This window comes from Anaeromassilibacillus sp. Marseille-P3371, from assembly GCF_900169665.1.
GTDB lineage: Bacteria > Bacillota > Clostridia > Oscillospirales > Acutalibacteraceae > Anaeromassilibacillus.
Window position 1 is genome coordinate 2,006,954 of sequence record NZ_LT835157.1, and the last position, 19,100, is coordinate 2,026,053.

The window sequence follows — 19,100 nt, forward strand, 5'->3', positions numbered from 1 at the left end:
GGGATGACTACTATTTCTTCTTTTGCATATATCCTGTGGGAACAGATTTTTCCCTCTTTTTTTATGGGCAATATAAGTTTACATATGGCAAAAGACGCATAAACACAGAAAAAGCGGGACTTCCTCTGTAGAAAGAAGATTCCCGCTTTTACTCTCCATATCGAACTCTTACACCATCTCTAGGATCGATGGCGCGCCCATTCCTTAGCCTCTCTACAAGAGTTCTTCAAAGCTACGGATATAAACGTCCGCCAACTTTTTCAATTCCCCTTGCGTACTTCCAGAACAAGCATCGTATACGCCAACCGTATGCATGCCGGCTGTGCGTGCCCCCTGAATTCCGGGGAGTATATCCTCAAATACCACACAGCTTTCTGGCAAAACATCCAATTTTTTCGCTGCCAATAAGTAGACATCGGGGAATCCCTTTCCCCTGCTGGTTTCCTCCGTCGATGCTATTGCACCAAACCATCCTTCAACTCCATGGTGGCACAAAGCGGGCCAATAAAGCTCTTTTGGCAGCGCCGTCGCTATTGCCAGCACAATCCCCTGCCCGCGCAACTTCTCTAAGTAGTCCCGTGCGCCAGGTTTCATCTGGATAATATTTCCATACCGATAGATCGCCATTCTGTTCCACTCTGCCACAATTTCCTCTGGAGTCTCCGGAAAGTGAAACCGCTCCTTGGCATAAGCCGCTGCATCGAGAAACCCCATCGAAGCGATGCACTCACAATATCCATCCGGTACGGTTAAGCCGCGCTTCTGCAAGAACTCCTCGTCGATTTCCTCCCAGACATGCAGCGAATCGAGCAAAGTCCCGTCCAGATCGAAAATGGCTGCCTGTACGTTTTCAATCCCCATCATTTCTTAATCTCGCTTTGCAGAATCTCAACGCTCTCCCCGCTGAGAATGCGGTTGGTTGTGCGGACTGCACACATCTTGCCGCACATCGAGCAGCTGTGCTTATCGGAGGCCGGAACACTCTCATAATAGGCTTTGGCTTTCTCCCCATCGATTGCCAGTCGGAACTGCTCCTCCCAATTAAAGCGCTGGCGGGCTTCTGCCATAGCGTCGTCTTGCTTGCGCGCCCCGCGTACCCCTTTCGCGATATCCGCCGCATGAGCCGCAATCTTAGATGCGACAATTCCCTCGCGCACGTCTGAGAGATCCGGCAAACGCAGATGTTCCGCCGGGGTCACATAACACAGGAAATCCGCCCCATTTGCTGCTGCAATCGCGCCGCCGATCGCCGATGTAATGTGATCGTATCCCGGAGCAATGTCGGTCACCAGCGGCCCCAACACATAGAACGGGGCTCCGTGGCAAAGGCGTTTTTCCATCTTCATATTGGCTGCAATCTCATCCATGGCCATATGGCCTGGCCCCTCCACCATCACCTGTACGTCTTTCTCCCAAGCGCGCTGGGTCAGATTTCCCAATTCGATCAGTTCGCCAATCTGCCCCGCATCGGTCGCATCGTCCAGGCAACCGGGGCGAAGCGCATCCCCCAAACTGATGGTCACGTCGTATTCCCGCAGGATATCCATCACTTCGTCGTAGTATTCATAGAAGGGGTTTTCGTTTCCAGTCATCTTCATCCAGGCAAACAACAAGGAACCGCCGCGAGACACGATATTCATCTTCCGTTTGGAACGCTCAAAACCTTCCACTGCACGGCGATTGATGCCTGCGTGGATGGTCATAAAGTCCACTCCCTCTTCCGCATGGGCGCGCACAACCTTGAGAAAATCTTGTGCTGTCATATCCATCAGGTCCTTTTCCAGGTAGCCAATGGCATCGTAAACCGGGACGGTCCCAATCATTGCAGGGGAATATTCGATCAGTTTTTCGCGGAATTCATGCGTCTTCCCATAGTTACTCAAATCCATGATGGCTTCCGCACCGAATTGCACCGCCAGCTGAACTTTCTGCATTTCTGCACAATAGTCGGCGCAATCGCCGGAAATCCCCAAATTCACATTGATTTTTGTCCGCAACCCCTCGCCCACTCCATTCGGGTTCAGAGACTTGTGCCGTACATTTGCGGGAATGATTACCCGCCCTGCCGCCACCAGAGGAAGAAGTTCTTCCTCCGTATACCCTTCTTTTTGTGCTACAACAGAAAGTTCTTTGGTAACAATTCCTTTTTTCGCTGCTTCCATTTGCGTCTTATATTCCATGTTCCTGTCTCCTTTATTCAATCTCCGCGCCATTGGTCAAACCGTTCCTATAGACATCGTAAAAATGGTTGGTGGGGCCATATCCCTTTCCCATAGACAACGCGTGGCGAATCGCCATGGTGACATAAGCTTTTGCACGTTCTACCGCGACCGGCATCTCCAATCCCAACGCTAGATTTGCGGCAATTGCGGAGGAATAGGTACATCCGGTGCCATGGGTGTTCTTGGTTGGAATTCGTTCCGCGGTATAGTGGTGTATCTGTTTTCCATCAAATAGCACGTCCACCGCGTCCCCCTGTGCATGGCCGCCCTTGACCAATACCCCTTTCGGCCCCATCGCCTGAATTCGCCGGGCAGCCTCTTCCATCTCTTCGATAGAGCGGATGGAACATCCTGCGATTTTTTCTGCTTCCGGAATGTTCGGCGTCAGAAGTGTAGCCAACGGGAGGACTGTTTGAATCAGCCGATCTACCGAACAAGGGTCCATGAGCGGACATCCGTTTTTGGCATACATCACAGGATCAATCACCACATGTTCGGGCCGATACTCCCGTAGCTTTTCTGCCACCGCTTCCATGCACGGCGGCTGGGAAAGCATTCCCACCTTGACTGCATCCGGCCGGATATCCTCAAACACCGCATCGATCTGCTGGCGAATCACATCCGGGGACACATCCTCAATGGCAATGACACGGCTGGTATTCTCCGCTACAACGGAGACGATCACACTCATCCCATAGACACCGTGCGCGGAAAAAGTCTTTAAGTCCGCCTGAATTCCTGCGCCGCCACTGCAATCCGAGCCGGCGATTGTCAATGCTTTTTTCAACAGACATCCTTCCTTTCTTTCGGCCGTTCGCCCCCTGTTCGTGAAAACAGGCACAAAAAAACGCCTGCCTCCCGGCAAGCGCTCCCATTCCAATCTTCATTGGCTTTGCTTCCCTACGACAGTATTAACCGACAGGTTCTAAGGGTCAGGTTTTACCTTCTCAACCGCAAAAGCAGTTCCCCCGCAAACGTCCATATTTCATTTTCTTTTGATAAAGATTATAGCACCACTGACAGTTTCTGTCAATGAAAGGCGGTCTTTCTTTAGGACAAGTTTCATGCTATAATAACTATGTATATTTCATTTGAAAGGATTGATGAATCAGGGGGAATTTATGCTTTTTTACGGAATCCCTCTGTCCTTTCTTGCAGCCCGCGTCCTAGGCGCGGAAGCCTCAACTCAAGTTCCAATCCTTTCACAGAAAGAGGACATTTATGAAACAGGTGACCATCGGCTTAAATGATGCAGGCCAACGGCTTGATAAATTTCTAACAAAAACATATCCTAATTTGCCGCAATCCATGATGTACAAAAGTATCCGAAAAAAGGACATCAAGTGCAACGGAAAACGCTGCGAAATATCCACCCGGCTGTCTGCGGGGGATGTGCTAACTATGTATCTAAAAGACGAATTTTTCCAACAAGCACCAAAAGAATACGATTTTCTGAAAGCGCCCAATCAGTTAAACATTCTATATGAGGATGAAAATCTGATGCTGTTGGATAAAAAACCCGGTCTGATTGTGCATCCAGATGAGCACTATCATTTCGATTCTTTGATTGCGCGGGTGCAACATTATCTCTATGAGAAAGGGGAATTTAAGCCGGAAAATGAAGCGTCTTTTGCCCCTGCATTGATTAATCGAATCGACCGCAACACCGGCGGTATTGTGATGGCGGCTAAAAATGCAGAAACTTTGCGCATTATGAACGAAAAGGTCAAACAACGGGAACTCACAAAACTGTACCTCTGCATTGTCCATGGGCATATGCCTAAGCGTGAGGAAACCTTAGAAGGTTTTTTAGAAAAAAACGAGAGCCAAAACCGAGTCTATATATCCCGGCGTCCTACCAGCGATACCAAAAGCATTCGGACACGCTACCGTGTATTGGCCGAACGTGCGCGGTATAGCCTGCTGGAGGTTGAGCTTTTGACTGGACGTACGCACCAAATCCGGGCGCATCTTGCTTCTATTGGGCATCCCCTTGCCGGCGATGGGAAATATGGAACCAATGCCATCAACGCCATCAACAAAGACTGTGGTTTTAAATACCAAGCATTGTATTCCTATAAACTACGTTTTCATTTTTCAACCCCTGCCGGTATTCTGGAATATTTGAATGGGCAAACCTTCGAAGCAAAACAGATTTGGTTCCTTGATGATTTCTATCGCTGGCCAGACTAGGCGGCTTTCTCTTAGTAAAGCATTTCGTCCGGTTTAACCGGATATTTTGAGGAGTAGGTTGTAGCTTCTTTATATTGTTGTGAGGAGAATGGGATATGGCGGATAAATCAGAGGACTTCACGGGTCTTCTCAATTCAATTGACGAGATTACAGAGCTGATCTATGTATCCGATCTGGAGACATACGATCTTTTATATATGAATAAAGCGGGAAGAAAAGCATTCTCTTCTAATGCGGCTGCCGGCGGAAAATGTTATCAGGTTCTCCAAAAGCGTGATTCTCCCTGCCCATTTTGTACAAATCAAGTGTTACATACCGATAAAAGTTATGGCTGGGAATTTACAAACCCGGTTACAGGCCGGCATTATTTTCTAAAAGACCGCTTGATCGAATGGCAGGGACGTCTTGCCCGTTTGGAAATTGCTTTTGATGTAACCAACTATGAAAAGGAAAAGAACGAGCTTCGCTATGCGTTGGACTCGCAACAGATTGTCTTGGACTGTATCAAAATTCTTTATCAGGAGCGAGATTTAGACAAAGCGATCAACTGTGTCCTGCAAATGATTGGACAATATCTTTCAGCCGACCGCGCTTACATCTTTCAAATTCGTGGTGACAAAATGGACAATACCTACGAATGGTGTCGTGAGGGCGTCCTCCCGCAAATCGATTTCTTGCAGGGGCTGGACCCGTCCATTGTTGTTCCATGGCAAAATGAATTGGACAATCACCAGTGCATCATCATGAAAGATATTGAAGATATTAAAGGAGAACGGGTCTATGATGTTCTCTCCCCGCAGGACATCCAAAACATGGTGATTGCTCCTCTGGAGGAAAACGGACGGATCAATGGATACTTTGGGGTGGACAACCCGCCGCATGAAAAAATTCGAAACATCGTCTCCCTGCTGGAGACGCTTCGGTATTTCATCATGGTTACTTTTCAGCGACATGCCGATGAACAACGGCTACAGCATTTAAGTCTCCATGATACATTGACCGGGGTTTATAACCGCAATAAATATACACTGGATATTCCAGAGATCACAAAGTCCAGGGGGCCGATCGGTGTGGTTTATTTGGATTTCAATGGACTTAAGGAGACCAATGATTGCTACGGCCACTATTATGGCGACCAGGCTCTAAAACGTTGTTCCGAGTGTATGCGTTTGGTTTTCGAGGAAGCAAACCTCTACCGAACCGGCGGGGATGAGTTTGTAATTATCTCCTCACAGAAATCCCAAGAGGAATTTTTAAAGCTGGTCCGTACCCTAAAAGATTCTCTTGCGAAAGAACAGCTTCCTGTAGCCGTAGGTGCTCAGTGGCAGGAAAGCGCCGAAAACCTAAGAAATTTAATCACATTAGCTGATCGTGCCATGTACGAGGACAAGCAGCGCTTTTATGAAACAACACCTACACCAAATCCATTGACCCGTCGCCCACGGGATTCCTCCTTGAGCCAGGAACCAAAGGCGTAGGAAATTGGCCCGTGTGGCGTTCATCCAGTAAAGCCTTTGTGGTGAAACTCCCTATCCGGCGCAATCTGTCCTTCATATTTCTATCACCGACAGATGTATAAATTCCGCATGTCCGTATTTTCCCGTGTTTTCTTCTCTTTTTCCGCGTATACTAACTCTATCCCATTCTGCATGCGAGAGGAGGAGATAAATGCCACGCGGAAGAAAAAAAGAAACGCTTGAGAATCTCACGGAGGAGCTTACGAAAGTGGATGACCGTATTGCATATTATAAGCAACAGTTATCCAATCTAAAAGTGCATCGAAAGAAACTTTGCGCTGCCATTGAAAAGACCGAAATGGAATCCCTCTATGCAGCGGTCAAGGCTTCTGGAAAAACGCCAAAGGAATGGCTAACGCAATTCCACTCTGAAGGCCAATAAACTTGCAAAATAGGGCTGGGTTCTTTTTGTAAAAAAGAACCCAGCCCTATTCATGCTTGCATTCCGTATCATTTGTTGGGGAATACCCCACAGAAAATTTCATCGATATAAAACAACGCCGTTGAATCTACGTTCAACGGCGTTGTTTTAGGGAACCCTGACGGACTCCTCAAACCAACTCAATTGTTCTCGACAGAAGCCGCCGGAGCGCTCTTCTTTTCCTTGCGCTCCTCCCACGCTACATAAAGCGGTCCTGCGATGCAAACGGAAGAATAGCATCCAGCTACAATACCCACCATCATCGGAAGGGCAAACGTTGTAACAGAAGTCAAGCCATAAATGCTTCCCACCACAAATACAGCCGCGATCGCCACAAAAGTCGTCAGAGATGTATAAATGGAGCGGGTCAACGTCTGATTAATGCTGGTATCTACCAGATCCGCATAGGATGTCTTCGGTCCCATAAGGCGGCGATTTTCACGAATACGGTCATAGATGATGATCGTATTGTTCAACGAATATCCCAAAATTGTCAATACAACCGCCATAAAGCTGTCGTTAATCGGCATTTGGAAGGCGACGAAAACAAAGTAAACAATCAATACGTCGTGCAACAGCGCAACGATCGACATCAGGCCCGCAGTGACACCGCCAATCTTTCTGAAACGGAAACCAACATAGATCAGCAAGAGTACAAATGCGATTAACACGGCAATCGCGCACTTCAGCAAGAAGCTCTGACCCATCGTCGGGTTCACCGAGTTCGACTCGACCACTTCAAAATTTGCATCCGGATACTTTTCATCCAGCGCGGTTGCAATGCTCTGCTGCTGATCCAGGGAAATCGAATCCGTTCCCGCAAAGGAGATGGATACACTGTTGTTCGCTTGGGTTGGATCATTTACCGTCGACATATCCTCATGAATACGGACAGAGACATCCTTCCCACTGGCATCCTTAACAATCTGCTCCACGTCCTCCTGCTGGATGGTGCCATTATAAGAATAACGGATTACCGCACCACCGGTGAACTGGATGTCCAACTTGGTACCGAGGAAAATGTTGCAGATCACGCCAATCACTAGAATGGCCAGCGAAATTCCGAAGAAAATCTTTTTCTTTTCGCAGAATTTGATGTGAAACGTTCTCATTTCGCGGCACCTCCATATAACCATTTATTGCGGAAGCACTTGAACCCGGAGATGGATTTCAACATCAAGCGGGAAGCACCGACGCCCATGATGAAGTTGCCGATGTTGCCAACCAGCAACGTGTAACCAAAGGAATAAACAGAACCCGTCGTAGACGGTCCAAAAATCCAAGACAGGATATTGGTCGGTCCAAAGACCATCATCAGAATAAGCGCCACCATGATCGTGGTGATATTGCCATCAAAAATTGCCCAGAAGCTGTTGGCATTACCCTTTTGAATGGCGCCGTCCAACGTCTTACCGGAGTTCACTTCTTCTTTAATACGGGTCGCCGTAATGACGTTCGCGTCAACGCCCATACCAATCGATAGAATAATACCTGCGATGCCGGGCAGGGTCATCGTAAAGCTGTTGAGGAATGGGAAATAGCCGGACACAGCCGCAAAGCAGAGGCCGATCTGTCCGAGCAATGCGATGATTGCTACAAAGCCGGGCAGGCGGTAGACAATCAACATAATCAGGCACACCAGAATAAATCCAATGATGCCAGCAATTTCCATTGCGTTCAGAGCCGAAGCACCCAGCGTGGGGCTGACCGTGCTGAAATTGGTTGTAACAAGCTTAAAGGGCAACGCACCGGCATTGATCTTATTCGCCAGATCGGAGGCTTCCGCAGCAGTAAAGCCGCCCGTAATGGAACACTTACCATCCGAAATCACGGCATTGACGGTCGGATACGAAATCATCACGTCGTCCATCCAAATGGAGATGATCTGTCCCTGTAGGCGTTCCGTCGCTTCTGCAAACTTCTGTGCGCCTTCATCGCTCAACTCCAAGCCTACCTCATACTCGGTTGCGCCAGTAGTCGGGTCTTGAATCATCTGCGCCTCTGCCTTTTTGACGTCGCTGCCTTCCAAGATAACCGTGTCGGCCGTTGTACCCGTCGGCGTCTTATAGACCGGATTGCCATCCGCATCCGTCTCCTGCGTCGCATACTCGTTGCCTTCACGGAACGTCAGCATAGCGGTTGCAGAGAGCTCTTCAATAGCGGCTTCCGGATCAAAGGTCGTCTCATCGTTTTTCCACGGGAAACGAACGATGATATGATCCTGATTATAGTCCACATACAACTCGTAGTCCGTGATATTCTGGTTGACCATGCGAAGCTCAATGATCGCCTTTGCGGAATTCAGCTGGTCCTCCGTGGCTTTCACGCCCTCGGTATCCGGACTGAACGTGGCCTCTACGCCACCGTTGATGTCGATTCCCCATCGAATGTCGCTCGCACCTTTTATGTAGGTGATGGTGTTATCTCCGTTTTGACCGTGTACCCCAAATAAAGAGGTATAGGTAAAAACCAAGATAAGGAGGGCGACGATGAAAAATACTGGTTTTCCTACTCGCTTCATGCGTAAATCCTCCAATGTCTTATGGTTTCTGCGCTGCCCCGCAGACGTAACAAAGACTATTATAGATTTCTTATTCTAAAAAGTCAACGAATTTGGTGCAAATCGGCCAATAAAATTATTTTTTGTCCATTTTTTTGCCTAAAGCAACCAGAAAACATGAACAGAATATGTCGGTCCTCCCCTTTATGAATAAAAAACGAAAAAAAGCAGCAGATGTGTTCAACAACACCTCCGCTGCTTTTTCATACATTTCTTTATGCCCTTTCCGAAAGAAGCTTTTCTACCGCAGCAAGCTGTACTGCAATGCAGAATAGGTCCATCGCCAGTTCCAACTCAGAAACGGGCGGATAGGTGGGCGCCACACGGATATTACGATCCCTTGGGTCTTTCTGATAGGGGAAGGTCGCACCCGCTCCTGTCAAGGTAACACCAGCTTCCTTACACAGCGAAACCACACGCTTTGCGCAACCATCCAATACATCTACGCTGACAAAATAACCTCCATTCGGTTGGGTCCATTCTGCAACATTTTTTCCACCGAGCTCTGTCTCCAACTTCTCCTGCACCACCTGGAACTTCGGTTCCAAGATCGCTCGATGTTTTTCCATTTGCAACTTTACGCCGTCCAAATTGCCAAAGAAGTAGATATGGCGCAGTTGGTTCAACTTATCCGGGCCGATCGTCTGATAGGAGTAATGCTCGCGGAACACAGTCAAATTATGTTCACTGGCTCCCATCGCTGCAACGCCGGCGCCGGGGAAGGTAATTTTGCTGGTGGATGCAAAAAAGATGGGCATATCGATGCTGTGTTGTTTGCGGCATTCATGCCATAAGTTTAGCAGGGTGTCGGGCGTATCGGTCAGATCATGTACGCAATACGCATTGTCCCAGAAGATTTTAAAATCCGGAGCTGCGGGTTTCAACGCTGCAAACCGGCGAACCGTCTCATCGGAGTATGTGATACCGGTCGGGTTGGAGTACTTTGGCACACACCATATTCCTTTGATTGTGGGGTCATTTTGAACAAGTTCCTCCACGACATCCATATCCGGGCCTTCCGATGTCATGGGAACCGTGACCAGTTCAAAACCAAAATACTCTGTAATGGCAAAGTGCCGGTCATATCCTGGGGACGGGCACAAGAACTTCAAGTGACCCTGTTGGCTCCACGGCTTGCTACCTGGAAAACCGTGTGTCATGGCACAGGAGATCGCATCGAACATCATGTTCAAACTCGAATTTCCGCCTACAATGATATTGTGATCGTCAAGCCCCAACATCTCAGCAAACAACTCCCGCATTTCTGGAAGTCCGTCGCCCAAGCCATAGTTCCGGCAATCGTCCCCCGTCGAGGCATAAATATTTGCAGTCGAATTTAAAATGTCCAACATCGGCATCGAGAGATCCAATTGATCTACGCCCGGCTTTCCACGCGCCATATTCAGCTTAAGTCCTCTCGCTTTAAAGTCCGCATAGCGCTTCTCCAAATCCGCTTTTTCCGCGCAAAGCGCCTCATTTGACATTGAACGGTAATCCAAAATCAGCATCTCCTTTAATAAAATGCATTATGATCGTTTGGTCTTGCATCCCACTCCAAAATTCCTTTTCAAGGGCTTCCTTAAACTATATGGGGATACAAGGGTATTTGTGCTTTCCAACGCTCTTCCTATTGTAATCGATCGTCTTTTAAAACGCAAGATAAAAAAGTAAATCCTGCATTTTTTGTGATAAGGCAGATTCTAGCAACACTTTTCTACAAAATCTTGTCCATATCGACGACGGGAGCAGTCCCTTTTCCCTGCAAAAGAAACCACGTGTCGTCCTTAAAAGGGCAGTCCCGATGAACGAGACCTCCAAAAAGGAAAACACGCGGCCATTTTGCAGGATTGTTTTCAAATTCAAGCAGAACGCTCGGCTTAGAACTCCGCCGTACCCGTTGTACGCGGGAAGGGCAACACATCACGGATATTGGCGATACCGGTGAGATACATCACCAGACGTTCAAAACCAAGGCCAAAGCCTGCGTGCTTTGTGCCGCCATACTTGCGCAAATCCAAATACCACCAATAGTTCTCCTCTTCCAACTGGAAATCCTTCATGCGCTGCTGAAGGACGTCCATACGCTCTTCGCGCTGGCTTCCGCCGATAATCTCCCCAATCCCTGGAACCAACAGGTCGACCGCTGCAACCGTCTTTCCATCGTCGTTCAGGCGCATATAGAACGCCTTGATTTCCTTGGGATAATCGGTTACAAACACCGGCTTTCCAAAGACCTGCTCCGTGAGGTACTTTTCATGCTCAGTCTGTAAGTCGGTGCCCCACTCCACCTTATATTCAAATTGATCGTTATTCTTTTTCAAAATATCCACAGCTTCTGTATAGGTCACATGGGCAAAGTCAGAGTTTACCACATTGTTCAGACGGTCCACCAGTCCCTTATCGACAAATTGATTGAAAAACGCGATGTCCTGAGGGCAGGTATCCATCACATAACGGATGACGAATTTCATCATATCCTCTGCCAAGCGCATATCGTCCTGCAAGTCGGCAAATGCAATTTCTGGTTCGATCATCCAAAACTCTGCCGCATGGCGTTGTGTGTAAGACTTTTCTGCACGGAAGGTCGGCCCAAATGTATAGACTTTTCCAAAGGCCATCGCCATGCACTCCGCTTCCAACTGCCCAGAAACAGTCAGGGACGTATGCTTCTGGAAGAAGTCCTGGGTATAATCCACTGTGCCCGCCTCCGTGCGGGGGGGATTCTCGGGGTCCAGGGTGGTGACGGTAAACATCTCGCCCGCGCCCTCGCAGTCGCTCCCCGTGATGAGCGGCGTATGGGCATATACAAATCCATTCTCATTGAAGAATTTATGGATCGCATAGGCCGCCACACTGCGCACACGAAATGCAGCGCTAAACATATTGGTGCGTGGACGCAGGTGTGCAATTGTACGCAGGTATTCCATCGTGTGGCGCTTCTTCTGCAAAGGATAATCCGGCGTAGAAGCACCTTCTACCGTAATCTCAGACGCATGAATTTCAAATGGCTGCTTTGCCTCGGGGGTCAAAAGCAATTCCCCTGTAACGACGATCGCAGAACCGACATTCAACTTTGCAATGTCCTTATAATTGGAAAGCTTATCCGCTTCGAATACGATCTGTACCCCTTTAAAGCAGCTTCCATCATTCAAATCAATGAAGCCAAGCGCTTTGGAATCCCGAACGGTTCGCGCCCAACCGCATACGGTGACAATCTTTCCGCCGAACTCTTCCATTCCGGCATAGAGCTCCTTAATCTCTGTTCGCTTCAAAATTCTGATCCTCCTGTTTTCCGCGCGCAAAAAGCATCGTCGTCTGCGCGTTTCATTCATATGTTTCTATATTATAACACGTCACCCATCGGCGCAAGTAAAATATTTGCACTAATTTTAAAAAATATTGTAAAACCCCCTTGATTTTTTCAAAAGAATCCGCTATAATGATCAAGCTGTCAGCGATAAGTGATCAGCAAAGCCATTTGGAGAGGTATTCTAATTGGTAAGGAGCCACATTGGAAATGTGGTGTGCCGCAAGGCATTGTGCGTTCGAGTCGCATCCTCTCCGCCATCAAAATCCAAGCAATTCGGAAGAGTTGCTTGGATTTTTCTTTTTCTTCTTACGCATCTCAGGAATGAATTTGGGAATAGAACCTCGATGTGTGTGAAATACCTCTGCAATAAGTCCTTTAAAAACGAGAAGAATCGATGGATTCCTCCAAAAGGATGTTGCTTCCTTTAAAAGAAGCTCTTTCAAACGTTAGTTCTACTCAGTAAAGTATCGTGATGGTCGTTGCTTCAGAAGCACACAGATTCTTATTTCCAAGAATCGTCCCGAACCATCAGGAGTTTCTCTGAAAGCCAAGCACTGCTGTTACAACGCTATTTGAGAATCCATATCATGCATAAGATATAGATCGCCTTTATAAAAATGCTACAACTCCGCATGGCTTCCTCTATTCTTTCGAATATCAAAGGGCGCCCAAAGCATAATTGAATCTTTTCATGGAACCTCTCTCAACCGTTGGACCCATCATTTCTTGATTCAGAATACAATGGAATGCAATGAGGGTCCCTGGAACGGTTGGATAAGACGAATACTTTTTCAGAGGGTAACCGATTCCCCTCCCCTGCTTTTGGGCTCGCCATTCAGAATCCTTAGCTATTCAATGATCGTTCCCGATGTATGGAAAATACTTGGGGAATGCGTGAAAATGTCCTAAGCATATCCGTTCATTTTACGGTTGAATGAGCCCCGGGCAGAACCCCATCCAGAAAAGTCAGATGTCATTTTTGTAGGTCCATCAAATGCAAAGGGATTGCTACAAATGTTGCTTATTGGATTCATATCGAAAATATTTCACGGAGAAACGCGTAAAATCCGGTCAAACCCGTATAAGCTGGGTACTTTTTCTGTTGTTCATCTAATTAAAATAAGCCCCCGGCTAGGCCGGGGGCTTATTTTATACTTTTCTACTTAAAATGACAGCTGCCTTCGCTTTTATTCCAAACCTTTTTCAATCCTGTGGTTTGTTTATTCCAATGTCACCTTGTGGAAAACCTTTTTCCCCTTTTTAATGATGACATACTTTTTCTCAAAGTCCTTCTCCAAGGAGAGCTTTGCAGAAATCGACGGAACTTTTTCGTCATCCACAGCGACACCGCCCTGTTCAATCAGCCGGCGGCCCTCTGCGCGAGACGGAGCCAACTTTGTCTTGACCATCAGATCGAGCACACCAATCTCTCCATCGACGAAGTCCTCCTCAGTAATCGCTGTGGAAGGCATATTGTCGGTATTTACTCCTTTTCCAAACAAAGCGCGTGCACCTTCCTGTGCCTTTTGGGCCTCTTCCTCCCCATGGATCAACTTCGTGACCTCGTAAGCAAGTATTTCCTTCGCCTTGTTGAGTTCGCCGCCTTCCAGTTTTTCCAGCTCGTTGATCTCTTCTAGCGGCAGGAACGTCAATATCTTCAAGCAGCGGATGACGTCCGCATCATCCACATTGCGCCAATACTGGTAGAATTCGAAGGGCGAGGTCTTTTCCGGATCAAGCCATACAGCGCCCTTTTCCGTCTTACCCATCTTCTTTCCTTCGCTGGTTGTGAGCAATGTGAAGGTCATTCCGTAGACCTCTTTTGCCTCTTTGCGGCGAAGCAATTCCACACCGCCGATGATATTGCTCCACTGATCGTCGCCACCTAGCTCCATTGTACATCCAAAGCGATGGTTAAGCTCCAAAAAGTCATAGCTTTGCATCAACATATAGTTCAGCTCAAAGAAAGAGAGGCCGCGCTCCAAGCGTTGCTTGTAACATTCCGCCGCCAACATACGGTTGACAGAGAAATGTACCCCCACTTCACGCAAAAACTCGATATAATTCAAGTCGAGCAGCCAATCGCCATTGTTGGCCATAATCGCCTTTCCATCTGAAAAATCGATCAGACGGGACATTTGTTTTTGGAAACAAGCGATATTGTGGTCGATGGTTTCCTTGGTGAGCATTTTGCGCATGTCGCTCTTGCCGGATGGGTCGCCGATCATGCCTGTGCCGCCACCAAACAGCGCAACCGGCACGTGCCCAGCTTTCTGCATCCAGGACATCACCATGATTTGGACAAAATGGCCTACATGCAGGCTGTCTGCGGTTGGATCGAAACCGATGTAGAACGTAATCTTGTCATTATTCAGCAAATCTCGAATTTTTTCCTCATTTGTCGTCTGCGCGATCAGACCACGCGCTTTCAGTTCGTCGTATACGCCCATGTCTCTTCCTCCATTTTTTGTATTGGGGGCAAAAGAAAACGCCCCCTGCGATTTTTTGCAGAGGGCGGAGAAATCCCGCGGTACCACCTCAGTTTACCGCACCCTCACGAATGCGGCCTCATGGGTACAAACATACCCGTGCGCGATAACGTGCGCCAATCCGACCGGATCTACTGACCTCAAGGCGTTCTACCCGGCAGCTCCAGGATGTATTTCCGCCGACCGCTGCTCCCGCTTCCACCGACCGCGGGCTCTCTTTGCCAGCCGCATTCTGCGTACTTCTTCCCTTCAAGGCTATTGTCCCCATTATATCCAACCACCTTGGAACTGTCAAGGCGTTTTTTTCGCCAATTGTAACATTTCCTCCGCATTTTGCAAAAGCAACTCCGTGATCTCCGTTCCACCCATAATGCGGGCCAGCTCTTGTTTGCGGCCCTCATGGTTGAGAGCCACCACTTCGGTATAAGTGCGATCGTGTTCCACATGCTTCTTGATCTGGAAATGCATATCTGCCAGAGACGCAATCTGCGCCAAATGTGTCACGCAGATCACCTGACGCATATGGGACACCTCCCGCAACTTCAACCCCACCTTTTGCGCGGCGCTGCCGCTGATTCCGGTGTCAATCTCATCAAAAATCAAGGTACCAATGCGGTCTGTTCCCGCGAGTACCGTTTTAATCGCCAGCATCATTCGGGATAGTTCTCCCCCCGAAGCAACCTTGGCCAGTGGCTTTGCCGGTTCACCGGGATTGGTGGAAACCAAAAACTGGATTCTATCACACCCGCTGGAGTTGAGCGGACCCTTTTCGCACTGCACCAAAAAAGCTACATGGGGCATGTCTAAGAATGCCAATTCCTCCTGAACACGTTTGGCAAACTGTTTTGCGACTTCCTGCCGTTTTGCAGAAAGTTCCCCAGCCAATCGCTGTGCTTCGGCTTCAGCCGCCTGGTATTCTTTAGTCAATCGAGCGATGTGCTCATCGGACAGTTCGATGTCGGATAGCTGTTTTTTACAGGTCTCCAAAAAGGCGAGCATCTCTTCGACAGTCCCGCCATACTTTAAGCCGAGGCGATAGAGCTGATCCAATCGGGTCTCGATCTGCGCCAACTCTTCCGGATCATATTCCATCCCCTCGGCAAGGCCGCCGATCTCTGCCCCACAGTCCTCCAACTCATACTGTACACTGTGCAACCGCTCTGCCAACGCCGCCGCCGCAGGCAGATACCGCCCGGCTTCTGCCAATGCTTCCGCCGCTCCGGTCACAGCCGAAAGCGCTCCTTCGGCTTCAGCTTCTCCATCCAACGCCAATTTCGCCGCCTGCAAAGCGCTTGCAACTCTCTCACTGTTGCGATAGAGATCTCGCCGCTCGGTCCATTCCTCCTGTTCTCCCGGGCGCAACTGGGCTGACTCCAGTTCATCGATCTGGTAGGTCAGAAGATCTATTTTCCGCGCTTTCTGCGCTTCATCCATTTGAAAGCTATCCAATTCTTTTTTCACCCGGCACATATGCCGGTATGCATCCTGGTAAGACCGCAGGAGCGCTTCTGGAACACCCATTCGGTCCAAATATCCCATGTGGGACTCCGGCGATAGCAACCCATAACTCTCATGCTGGCCGTGAATGTGGATCAGCAGGGAACCGATTTCGCGCAATGCCGAGACAGTTGCCGGCCGGTTGTTAATCCGGCAAGAGGATTTTCCCTCCGCATTGATTTCGCGCTGTAACAATAACGTGCCATCCTCTTCGAGCGTATAACCAAGTGCGCGAAGCGCTTCGTCCGTCCCCTTTCCCACATCGCAAAAAGCTGCACTGACAAAGGCAGAGCGCGCTCCAGTTCGGATCAGATCGCGTGAAGTACGCTCCCCCAGCACCGCATGCAGGGAGTCGATCAGAATCGATTTACCGGCGCCTGTTTCGCCCGTAAGAACATTGAACCCCGGTTGAAAATCAATGGCAGCCCGTTCGATTACTGCGATATTTTCAATGTAAAGCTGGGTCAACATATTGTATCACCCGACAATCTTTTTCAGTTCCGCCATCAAGCGTTCTGCGGATTCATCATCCCGCGTCACAACAAAGATGGTGTCATCCCCCGCCAATGTTCCCACAACCGACTCCCAATGGAGCCCGTCCATGGCGGCACAGATCGCCTGAGCCATACCGGTCAGCGCCTTAATAACGACGATGTTTCTGGCACAGTCGATCGAGAGGGAAGAATCCGCCAGTAAAGAGAAAAATTTTGAGGACAGATCCTTTCCCGTCTCCTTACCGGTCGAATAACGGTATTTGCCATCGTTGGAGAGCGTTTTTACCAACCGCAATTCCTTAATATCGCGGGAAACAGTCGCCTGTGTCACATCGAATCCATCTTCCCGAAGGCGCCGCAACAGTTCTTCCTGCGTGTCAATGCTGTATTCGTTGATTAGCTCTAAAATTTTGGCATGCCGCCTCGTTTTCATTTCAGGATCTCCTCTCCGCGAGTTTTTGATTGAGTACTTCATAGAAATTGTTCTGTTTTAATTTTATAATTTGCGCCCGATAACCTGAGCGCTTGATATAGATGGAGCAACAGTCCGGCACAGGAACAGCGCGCTCCCCATCCACAGTCAAAAAGATTTCGCTGTCTGCATCCCGCACGGCATGGACCTCTAGCACCGCATCACCGCCAAAGACCACGGTCCTTGCAAACAACGAGTGCGGGCAAATGGGTGTCAACAAAATACATTCCATGCTGGGATCGATCACCGGCCCGCCCGCGGACAGGGAATACGCAGTAGACCCGGTGGGCGTTGAAAAGATCAAGCCGTCTGCACGGTAGTCACACATATTGGAGCTATTGAACAGCACCTTGAAATCCAGGATACGAGAGAGCGACCCGCGGGCAATCACCGCATCATTTAATGCATAGTAGGTCTGATGTAAACCGCCCAGGACCGAATCCACCTGTAAAAGAATGCGGTTTTCCACCGCATACCGGCCGGACACCAGCTGTTCGAGCTGTTCGAGCTCATCCACCTCCAGGCCCGCTACAAATCCCAAACGGCCTACGTTGATCCCCAGGACAGGTTTTCCGGCCATCGCTGCATGTTTTGCTGCATGGATGATCGTCCCATCTCCTCCGACGGCGACAACCACATCGCAGGCGTCCAGTCCTTGATAAAAATCCTCACAGAATTGGACCCCCCTCGCTGGAAACGCCTCTTGATAACGCTGATCCATCGAGACGGCTGTGCCAAACCGGTGCAGCTGGTCAATGATACGCTCCGTGTGGAATTGTGCATCCTTTTTGGTCAGATTTGGCATGACAAAGACAATCAATGCGACTCACCACCATTTAACACTGTGTGTGATTCCGACACCAGCGCTGGAATGTCCAATGGGACACAGTGCGGCTGTTCTGCCTTGGATAGAAATACCAGATACTCGATGTTCCCCTCCGGGCCTTTTACCGGGGAATAGGTCAGTCCTTCCACTGAGTAGCCGTGCTCCAACACAAATTGAACAATTTTATCCACCACTTCGACGTGGATGGATGGCTCACGCACCACGCCCTTTTTCCCAACCTTGCCACGTCCAGCCTCAAATTGAGGTTTTATGAGACAAACCGCCTGTGCGCCATCCGCCATAAATTGTCTTGCCACGGGCAAAACCAAACATAGCGAAATAAAGGAAACATCCACACTGAAAAAGTCCACTGGTTCGGGGACTTGCTCTGCAGTCAAATAACGCACATTGGTGCGCTCCAAATTCACCACACGCGCATCCGTACGCAGTTTCCAAGCCAGTTGGCCATACCCAACATCGATGGAATACACCTTACGCGCGCCATTCTGCAACATACAATCTGTAAAACCGCCGGTGGAAGCGCCGATGTCCATGCAGACCTTGTTTTCCAGGGAAATGGGAAATTGTTCCATGGCCTTTTCCAGTTTTAAACCACCCCGACTGACGTAAGGCAGCGTTGCCCCGCGCACTTCGATCTTTGCCGAAGCCGGCAGCATGGTGCCTGGCTTGTCGGATTTTTGATTGTCCACGTAGACATTGCCTGCCATAATCATCGCGCGCGCTTTTTCCCGGCTCTGCGCGAACCCCTGCTCAAAAAGCAGGCAGTCCAACCTCTTCTTTTCTGCCACTTTTTAACTCCTAATCAAGATGTTCTACCCTCTATGGGAGAATCCATCCTTATCTCTATTTCAAATTATGTCCAATTTTGGACTGCATCGATCACGATGCGATACATTCCATCCGCATCCAACCGCAAATCGTGTAGCGATTCCTTCATGGTCGCATGCCGCACAAATCCACGGATCGCATGCAGCATATAAACGCCCTGAAAACCGGCCTGATGTAGCAAATGCTCAAAATGCTCACCCACACCGCCCTGTTCGATTCCTTCCTCAAAGAAGAAAACACGCTTTGCTCC

Annotated in this window: 15 protein-coding genes, 1 tRNA gene, 1 pseudogene, 1 riboswitch and 1 other annotated feature; of the genes and pseudogenes, 4 read left to right on the forward strand and 13 right to left on the reverse strand. The window is 48.8% G+C overall.

Annotation, left to right across the window (positions count from 1 at the left end; genetic code table 11):
• Positions 1 to 213: 213 nt before the first annotated feature.
• From B9Y59_RS08170 to thiD, 3 genes are read right to left on the reverse strand one after another with little or no spacing between them, the layout of a single operon-like run.
• Positions 214 to 864: an HAD family hydrolase gene (locus tag B9Y59_RS08170; protein ID WP_242967277.1), complete on the reverse strand. Its 651-nt coding sequence runs from the start codon at positions 862 to 864 to the stop codon at positions 214 to 216.
• Positions 861 to 2,180, reverse strand: a complete 1,320-nt coding sequence (gene thiC / locus B9Y59_RS08175) for a phosphomethylpyrimidine synthase ThiC (RefSeq protein WP_085532871.1) — start codon at positions 2,178 to 2,180, stop codon at positions 861 to 863. Before thiC ends, B9Y59_RS08170 begins: the two co-directional genes overlap by 4 nt.
• Positions 2,181 to 2,193: 13 nt before the next feature.
• On the reverse strand, positions 2,194 to 3,009 hold the full coding sequence (gene thiD, locus B9Y59_RS08180) for a bifunctional hydroxymethylpyrimidine kinase/phosphomethylpyrimidine kinase (RefSeq protein WP_085532873.1): 816 nt from the start codon (positions 3,007 to 3,009) through the stop codon (positions 2,194 to 2,196).
• A gap of 92 nt (positions 3,010 to 3,101) precedes the next feature.
• Positions 3,102 to 3,202: riboswitch (TPP riboswitch) on the reverse strand.
• 241 nt (positions 3,203 to 3,443) lie between these two features.
• Between thiD and B9Y59_RS08185 the strand changes: the two genes are divergently transcribed.
• The 3 genes from B9Y59_RS08185 (at position 3,444) to B9Y59_RS08195 (ending at position 6,314) form a co-directional block, all read left to right on the forward strand.
• Positions 3,444 to 4,415: an RluA family pseudouridine synthase gene (locus B9Y59_RS08185; RefSeq protein WP_085532875.1), complete on the forward strand. Its 972-nt coding sequence runs from the start codon at positions 3,444 to 3,446 to the stop codon at positions 4,413 to 4,415.
• 95 nt (positions 4,416 to 4,510) lie between these two features.
• Positions 4,511 to 5,893 carry a sensor domain-containing diguanylate cyclase gene (locus B9Y59_RS08190; RefSeq protein WP_085532877.1) on the forward strand — a complete coding sequence of 461 codons (1,383 nt, stop codon included), beginning with the start codon at positions 4,511 to 4,513 and terminating at the stop codon, positions 5,891 to 5,893.
• Positions 5,894 to 6,083: 190 nt separating this feature from the next.
• Positions 6,084 to 6,314: a hypothetical protein gene (locus B9Y59_RS08195; RefSeq protein ID WP_054323392.1), complete on the forward strand. Its 231-nt coding sequence runs from the start codon at positions 6,084 to 6,086 to the stop codon at positions 6,312 to 6,314.
• Positions 6,315 to 6,493: 179 nt separating this feature from the next.
• On the opposite strand, the gene secF is transcribed toward B9Y59_RS08195, so the two are convergent.
• The 4 genes from secF to asnS all read right to left on the reverse strand — a co-directional run bounded on the left by secF (position 6,494) and on the right by asnS (position 12,185).
• Positions 6,494 to 7,465 carry a protein translocase subunit SecF gene (gene secF, locus B9Y59_RS08200; RefSeq protein WP_054323393.1) on the reverse strand — a complete coding sequence of 324 codons (972 nt, stop codon included), beginning with the start codon at positions 7,463 to 7,465 and terminating at the stop codon, positions 6,494 to 6,496.
• The gene (gene secD / locus B9Y59_RS08205) at positions 7,462 to 8,874 is read right to left on the reverse strand and encodes a protein translocase subunit SecD (protein WP_085532879.1); all 1,413 of its coding nucleotides are present in this window, start codon (positions 8,872 to 8,874) and stop codon (positions 7,462 to 7,464) included. Before secD ends, secF begins: the two co-directional genes overlap by 4 nt.
• Before the next feature lie 254 nt (positions 8,875 to 9,128).
• Entirely contained in the window at positions 9,129 to 10,415 is a 1,287-nt protein-coding gene (locus B9Y59_RS08210; protein ID WP_442856180.1) for an aspartate aminotransferase type Ic, read from the reverse strand.
• Between the two features lie 375 nt (positions 10,416 to 10,790).
• A complete protein-coding gene (gene asnS, locus B9Y59_RS08215; RefSeq protein ID WP_054323395.1) occupies positions 10,791 to 12,185 on the reverse strand; it encodes an asparagine--tRNA ligase in 1,395 nt (464 codons plus the stop codon).
• A 208-nt stretch (positions 12,186 to 12,393) separates the two neighbouring features.
• Between asnS and B9Y59_RS08220 the strand changes: the two genes are divergently transcribed.
• A tRNA-Ser gene (locus B9Y59_RS08220) sits at positions 12,394 to 12,480 on the forward strand.
• A 963-nt stretch (positions 12,481 to 13,443) separates the two neighbouring features.
• Here B9Y59_RS08220 and tyrS read toward each other — a convergent pair.
• From tyrS to B9Y59_RS15755, 6 genes and pseudogenes are all read right to left on the reverse strand, one after another.
• Complete coding sequence (gene tyrS / locus B9Y59_RS08225; RefSeq protein ID WP_085532882.1) at positions 13,444 to 14,673, reverse strand: tyrosine--tRNA ligase; 1,230 nt, start codon at positions 14,671 to 14,673, stop codon at positions 13,444 to 13,446.
• Positions 14,674 to 14,730: 57 nt separating this feature from the next.
• Positions 14,731 to 14,974 (reverse strand) — a binding site (T-box leader).
• Between the two features lie 29 nt (positions 14,975 to 15,003).
• A complete protein-coding gene (recN, locus tag B9Y59_RS08235; protein ID WP_085532887.1) occupies positions 15,004 to 16,680 on the reverse strand; it encodes a DNA repair protein RecN in 1,677 nt (558 codons plus the stop codon).
• Positions 16,681 to 16,686: 6 nt separating this feature from the next.
• Positions 16,687 to 17,136 carry an arginine repressor gene (locus B9Y59_RS08240; protein WP_054323399.1) on the reverse strand — a complete coding sequence of 150 codons (450 nt, stop codon included), beginning with the start codon at positions 17,134 to 17,136 and terminating at the stop codon, positions 16,687 to 16,689.
• A 1-nt stretch (position 17,137) separates the two neighbouring features.
• Positions 17,138 to 17,995, reverse strand: a complete 858-nt coding sequence (locus B9Y59_RS08245; RefSeq protein WP_054323400.1) for an NAD(+)/NADH kinase — start codon at positions 17,993 to 17,995, stop codon at positions 17,138 to 17,140.
• The gene (locus B9Y59_RS08250; protein ID WP_054323401.1) at positions 17,992 to 18,810 is read right to left on the reverse strand and encodes a TlyA family RNA methyltransferase; all 819 of its coding nucleotides are present in this window, start codon (positions 18,808 to 18,810) and stop codon (positions 17,992 to 17,994) included. Before B9Y59_RS08250 ends, B9Y59_RS08245 begins: the two co-directional genes overlap by 4 nt.
• Positions 18,811 to 18,875: 65 nt before the next feature.
• A pseudogene (locus B9Y59_RS15755) lies at positions 18,876 to 19,100 on the reverse strand (hypothetical protein); the annotation flags it as partial.

What these genes read in the sequence shown, in the direction of transcription:
- thiC (WP_085532871.1), bottom strand. Translation starts at nt 2,180, where the DNA reads ATGGAATATAAGACGCAAATGGAAGCAGCGAAAAAAGGAATTGTTACC.
- B9Y59_RS08185 (WP_085532875.1), top strand. Translation starts at nt 3,444, where the DNA reads ATGAAACAGGTGACCATCGGCTTAAATGATGCAGGCCAACGGCTTGAT.
- B9Y59_RS08240 (WP_054323399.1), bottom strand. Translation starts at nt 17,136, where the DNA reads ATGAAAACGAGGCGGCATGCCAAAATTTTAGAGCTAATCAACGAATAC.
- secD (WP_085532879.1), bottom strand. Translation starts at nt 8,874, where the DNA reads ATGAAGCGAGTAGGAAAACCAGTATTTTTCATCGTCGCCCTCCTTATC.
- B9Y59_RS08195 (WP_054323392.1), top strand. Translation starts at nt 6,084, where the DNA reads ATGCCACGCGGAAGAAAAAAAGAAACGCTTGAGAATCTCACGGAGGAG.
- secF (WP_054323393.1), bottom strand. Translation starts at nt 7,465, where the DNA reads ATGAGAACGTTTCACATCAAATTCTGCGAAAAGAAAAAGATTTTCTTC.
- tyrS (WP_085532882.1), bottom strand. Translation starts at nt 14,673, where the DNA reads ATGGGCGTATACGACGAACTGAAAGCGCGTGGTCTGATCGCGCAGACG.
- B9Y59_RS08190 (WP_085532877.1), top strand. Translation starts at nt 4,511, where the DNA reads ATGGCGGATAAATCAGAGGACTTCACGGGTCTTCTCAATTCAATTGAC.
- B9Y59_RS08170 (WP_242967277.1), bottom strand. Translation starts at nt 864, where the DNA reads ATGATGGGGATTGAAAACGTACAGGCAGCCATTTTCGATCTGGACGGG.
- recN (WP_085532887.1), bottom strand. Translation starts at nt 16,680, where the DNA reads ATGTTGACCCAGCTTTACATTGAAAATATCGCAGTAATCGAACGGGCT.